A 5693-nucleotide genomic window follows, 5' to 3' on the forward strand; every position below is an offset into this window, starting at 1 on the left:
CAATCGCCGGACGGGCTCGAGACGCCGGCCGGTCGTGAGCAGGCGGCCGGCCCCGGGGCGCCGAGTGGCGTGGAAGCGCGTGGCGGGGACGAGACGCCGGACGGGCCGGAAAGCCCCGACCGGCCGACCGCGACCGTCGTCGGTGTCGACGGGCTCGTCTCCGGTGTTCTCGGGCTGAGCGGGTTCGACCTCGCCGCCACGCATCGTTCCGTCGACAGCAACGCCTTCGGGGCCCGTTCCGCCACGCCTGTGCTGTGGACCGGCGGGTCCGTCGAGTCCGGTGTCCTCTATGCCGCCGCCGTCCACCTGGGGGGCGCCGCGCCGGACCCGCGGGACGTCCCGGACGTCACCGGCCGGTTCGAAGGGCCCGTCGCCACCGCCGTCGTGTCCTGGCCCGACGGGATCCGCGACACCGTACGGCTGCCCGCACCGGAGGAGCCGGAGGAGCCGGAGGAGTCCAACCGTGCATGACGACCGCCGCGTCATCGAGGCACGGGTGACCGCGTTCCTGGAGAGGAGCCTGCGACCCGCCCTCTACAGCGACGCCCGGGACCTCACCCTCGACGCCTGGGAGGTGCCCGGGGAGCCGGTGCCGGTCGCCGAGGCGCTGGCCGCGCCGTACCGCCCCCTGCGGCTCGGCGACAGCTGGGGCGGCCCCTGGTCCACCACCTGGCTGCGGGCCACCGCCGAGATCCCCGCCGCCTGGACGGGCCGCCGCGTCGAGGCCGTCTTCGACCTGGGCTTCGACCTGACGCGCGGACCCGGCGGCCAGGCCGAGGGGCTGGTGCACGACCGGCACGGCTCCCCGCTCCAGGGGCTGCACCCGTACAGCCGCAGTGTCCTGCTGGCCGCCTCCGCCACCGGCGGCGACCCCGTGAGCCTCCTGGTCGAGCTGGCCGCCAACCCGAACATCGTCGGCAGCCGGGGCCACGGCACCCACTTCGGCTCGCGGGAGACCGCGGGCGACGAGCACCTCTACGTGCTGCGGACCGCCGAGATCGCCGTACGGGAAGAGGCTGTCTGGCAGTTGATCCACGACGTCGAGGTGCTCGACGAGCTGATGCGCGAGCTGTCCGAGGACTCCTCGCGGCGCCACGAGATCCTGCGCGCCCTCAACCGCGCGGTCGGGGCCGTCGATCCACGCGACGTCGCCGGCACCGCGCAGGCCGGCCGCGACCACCTCGCCGACGTGCTCGCCCGCCCCGCCCACGCCTCCGCGCACACGATCGCCGTCGTCGGCCACGCGCACATCGACTCCGCGTGGCTCTGGCCCGTGCGCGAGACCATGCGCAAGTGCGCCCGCACCTTCACCAACATGACGACCCTGGCCCAGGAGTACCCCGAACTGGTCTTCGCCTGCTCCTCGGCGCAGCAGTACGCCTGGATCAAGGAGCGGCGCCCCGAGATCTTCGGCCGGATCCAGAAGGCCGCCGCGGCCGGCAACTGGGTCCCGGTGGGCGGCATGTGGGTCGAGGCCGACGGCAACCTGCCGGGCGGCGAGGCCCTCGCCCGCCAACTAATCCACGGACGGCGCTTCTTCGCCGAGGAGTTCGGCGTCGAGCAGGACGGCGTCTGGCTGCCGGACTCCTTCGGCTACACCGCCGCCTACCCGCAGCTCGCGAAGCTCGCCGGGGCGAAGTGGTTCCTGACCCAGAAGCTCTCCTGGAACGAGACCAACCGGCTGCCGCACCACACCTTCGACTGGGAGGGCATCGACGGCACCCGGATCTTCACCCACTTCCCGCCGATCGACACGTACAACGCCGAACTGACGGCGGGCGAACTCCACCACGCCGAGGCGAACTTCACGGACAAGGGCGCGGCCACCCGCTCCCTCGCCCCGTTCGGCTTCGGGGACGGCGGCGGCGGTCCCACACGCTCGATGCTGGAGAAGGCCCGCAGGCTCCGCGACCTCGAAGGCTCCCCGAAGGTGGAGATCACCGCGCCCGGCGCGTTCTTCGCCGCCGCACGCGCCGAGTACGCGGAGTACGGTGACCTCCCGGTGTGGCGGGGCGAGCTGTACCTGGAGAACCACCGGGGCACGTACACCAGCCAGGCCCGTACCAAGCGCGGCAACCGCCGCAGTGAATCGCTGCTGCGCGAGGCGGAGTTGTGGGCCGCGACCGCCACCGTGCGGTCCGGCGCGGAGTATCCGTACGACCGGCTCGACTCCCTGTGGAAGCGCGTCCTGCTCAACCAGTTCCACGACATCCTCCCCGGCTCCTCCATCGCCTGGGTGCACCAGCAGGCCGAGCAGGTGTACGGCGCGGTGCGCGAGGAGTTGGAGGAGATCATCGCGGAGGCGGCCGGGGCGCTCACCGCCACGGGAGAACAACTGCTCCTGAACGCCGGCCCGTTCGCCCGGCGCGAGGTGGTCGTCCTGCCCGCCGGGGATCCTGGACTGCCGGAGGTCCCCGGTACGCAGCGGTTGTCCGACGGGCGGCGCGCGGTGTTCGCCGACACACCCGCCCTCGGCGCCGGACCCACGGTCACCGCCCCCACGGCCCCGGTCACCGCCAGGACCGCACCGGACGGAATCGTCCTGGACAACGGCCTGGTGCGGGTACGCATCGACCACGACGGCCTGGTCAGGTCGGTGTACGACCACACCGCCCGGCGCGAGGCCATCGCCCCGGGCGCGGCGGGCAACCTGCTCCAACTGCACCCCGACGACCCCAACCTGTGGAGCGCCTGGAACATCGACCACTTCTACCGGGACACCGTGCGCGACCTCACCGACGCCGAGTCCGTGGTCCTCGCCGAGAGCGGCCCGCTGCTCGCCTCCGTGCGCGTCGAGCGCGCCTTCGGCGACTCCCGGATCGTGCAGCACCTCGAACTGGGCGCCGAGAGCAGGCAGCTGACGGTCCGTACGGACATCGACTGGCAGGAGCGCGACGCCGTCCTCAAAGCGGCCTGGCCACTGGACGTCCACGCGGAACAGGAGAGCGCCGAGATCCAGTTCGGCCATGTCCAGCGGCCCACCCACGAGAACACCAGCTGGGACGCGGCCCGCTTCGAACTGTGGGCCCACCGCTGGGTGCACGTCGGCGAGCGGCACTGGGGCGCGGCGCTCCTCAACGACTCCACGTACGGCCACGACCTCGGCCGCGAGACCCGGCAGGACGGCGGTACGACCACCACCGTACGGCTCTCGCTGCTGCGCGCCCCGCACAGCCCCGACCCGCAGGCCGACCGGGGCAGGCACTCCTTCGGCTACGCCCTGCTCGCGGGCGCCGGAATCGAGGAGGCCATGGCGGGCGGCTACGCCCTCAACCTGCCCCTGCGGCCCGCCACTTCGGGCTCCGCGCCGATCCTCGCCGTCGACAACCCCGACGTTGTCGTCGAGTCGGTCAAGCTCGCGGACGACCGCAGTGGCGATGTGGTCGTCCGCCTCTACGAAGCGGTCGGCGGCGCGGCGCGCGCCACGCTCTCGGCGGCCTTCCCCCTGGCCGGGGCCTTCTGCTGCGACCTGCTGGAACACCCCGAGCGCGAACTGACCCTCGCCGCCGAGGACACGGCGGTGCCGCTGCGGCTCCGCTCCTTCGAGATCCGTACCGTACGGCTCCGCCCCGACCACCGGGCACACGACTGAGCGGCCCACCGCCCCTCCCACGCACCGCAGTTGAGGATCACCCGGTCCGGCGGGGCGGGCCCTGCCGGACCCGGACCCGTGCCCGCGCCCGCCGGCCGTACCACGTCCGCCACCCCAGCCAGAGCGCCGACGCCACGAACAGCGCCGCCGTGATCAGCAGCCAACGCCCCAGGAACACCCCGATGTCCAGCCGGGTCGCCGCCTCGTAGGACGGCGAGGCCCGCGTCACCAACGGCCAGTACACCAACAGCAACAGCAGCGACACGGCGGCCGGGACGCGCACGTAGTTGACCGCCGTACGGGGCAGGGACGGCCGCCGCCGCAGCGCGGAACGCACCACGCGGTCGAGGAACGCGTACAGCGGCGCCAGCACCAGATCGTGGAGCACGGCCGCGCCCACGAACCAGATCAGGATCCCGCCCCAGTCGTCCCTGTCGAACAGCAGCACCCCCGCGTAACAGCAGATGACGAACGACGTCAGCAGGACGACCAGGTGGAGCGGCGACTCGCCGTACACCCGCCGGAAGCGCGCCCCGGCCGCCGAGGCCGCCTCCCGTACCGGCCTCCTCACGCCTGCCACGCCGCCTCCCCGAAGGTCAGCCGCGTGACCCACTTGGTGTTCATCACACCCGGCGCCCCCGGCACGATGATCCGCGCCGGATAGCCGTGGTCCACGGACAGCCGCGCCCCGTTGACCCGCAGCGCGAGCAGCGAGCGGCTGTCGCGCACCTGGTTGTCCCGCAGCGCCGCCGAGCGGAACGAACCGTGCGGCTGCGCCGACTCCACGAAGACACCCGGCGGGCGGTGGTCCAGGCCGACCAGGGCCGCGAGATCCACCAGCCGTACCCCCTCCCACCGCTGGTCGGACGTCGACCACCCCTCGACACACGCGATCGGCAACGACGAGCGGTGCTGGGGAAGCCCCTCCAGTTGTGCCCGGGTGAACACCGCCGTGCGGCCACCGCCGCGTACGACGAGACGCCAGTCCTCACCGATGTCCCGCGCCCTCAACCGCACCGACTCGGCGGTCTTGTTGATCTGGAAGCCGTTGGGCCCCGGGCCCGGATCGCGCCCGTGCGGGGCGAGCAGCGCCGTACCGCGCACCGAACCCCCGATGCTCTGCCCCGCCGTCACCACGAACAGGGCCAGCGAGCCCAGGCCCACCAGACCCAGCGCACCCCGCCGCGAGACGGTCGGTGGCGCCGGGTCGCGGGAGACCAGGCCGCTTTCCGGATCGGGCGGCTCCGGTGCCGTACGGGACGCCGGGGTCCGCAGCTCCGCGCGCAGCCCGTGGCCGCGCAGCGCCCGTACCGCACGCGGCAGCCGGAGGACCGCGTGCGCGAGGAACGCGCCGAAGAACACCCAGGACCCGTAGAAGTGCAGCGGATAGAACGACCCCGGGAAGACGTACTCCAACTGGATGTTGAGGACCCCCGTGGCGAACGTGAACAGCCCGCCCCCGACCAGCAGGAGCAGCGACAGCCGGTCCAGCGCGTGGCCCACCGACCGTACCGGCGGCAGGACGAACAGCTTGGGCGCGACCGACCAGAGCTTGGCGAGCACCACCGGCACCAGCACGATCCCGAGCGTCACATGGACGCCCTGCGTGACGCGGTACAGCCAGTACGGGTCGGTCGGCCAGGGGAAGAGGTAGAAACCGAGCAGCCCCTTGTCCGGTGTCTTGTCGTTGACCGGGGCGAGATCCGGGTTGTACGCGGCGTAGGAGAGCAGGCCGGTGACCCACAGCACGGGGATGCCGGCCAGCAGGACCACGGCGAGGACCGAGGTCAGCCACGGCCCGCGCAGGGGGCTGCGCCACGACGGCAGAGGGACGTCCATGGCAGCGACCGTAGGGGGCGGGGAGCGCCGGGCCCGGTTGCGACTCATGACAAAAGGCTGACGCCGGAAAGAAGCCCGAGAGAGACGTGTGAGGCTCACGCCGGAGATCTGACGGATCGGTGACGCGACCCGCCGCTCACCCCGATCCGCCCGGCCACGGCCCTAACGTGACGGGCGTGACCCCGCTTCCCCACCCCGACCCGCACCCCGCGCCTCCCACGCGACGCGAAGCCCCACCCGACCGCCACGCCGGACCCGGGGC

General features: G+C 73.0%; 3 protein-coding genes and 1 pseudogene. 2 read left to right on the plus strand and 2 right to left on the minus strand.

The genetic code is table 11. The features are described from left to right. Positions 1-471, plus strand: a pseudogene (locus GT042_RS38610) (hypothetical protein); the annotation flags it as partial. Continuing rightward, positions 464-3592: a glycoside hydrolase family 38 C-terminal domain-containing protein gene (locus GT042_RS01990; protein ID WP_161306963.1), complete on the plus strand. Its 3129-nt coding sequence runs from the start codon at positions 464-466 to the stop codon at positions 3590-3592. The pseudogene GT042_RS38610 and the gene GT042_RS01990, both read left to right, overlap by 8 nt. 37 nt (positions 3593-3629) lie before the next feature. Here GT042_RS01990 and GT042_RS01995 read toward each other — a convergent pair whose 3' ends face one another. After that, positions 3630-4172, minus strand: a complete 543-nt coding sequence (locus tag GT042_RS01995) for a DUF4153 domain-containing protein (RefSeq protein WP_202532233.1) — start codon at positions 4170-4172, stop codon at positions 3630-3632. Then, positions 4160-5431, minus strand: coding sequence for a molybdopterin-dependent oxidoreductase (locus GT042_RS02000; protein WP_237530393.1), 1272 nt, complete (start codon positions 5429-5431; stop codon positions 4160-4162). The genes GT042_RS01995 and GT042_RS02000 overlap by 13 nt, the downstream gene beginning before the upstream one ends. Between the last annotated feature and the right edge of the window lie 262 nt (positions 5432-5693).

The sequence above is a fragment of the Streptomyces sp. SID3212 genome, from assembly GCF_009865405.1.
Taxonomy (GTDB): domain Bacteria; phylum Actinomycetota; class Actinomycetes; order Streptomycetales; family Streptomycetaceae; genus Streptomyces.

What these genes read in the sequence shown, in the direction of transcription:
- GT042_RS02000 (WP_237530393.1), bottom strand. Translation starts at nt 5,431, where the DNA reads ATGGACGTCCCTCTGCCGTCGTGGCGCAGCCCCCTGCGCGGGCCGTGG.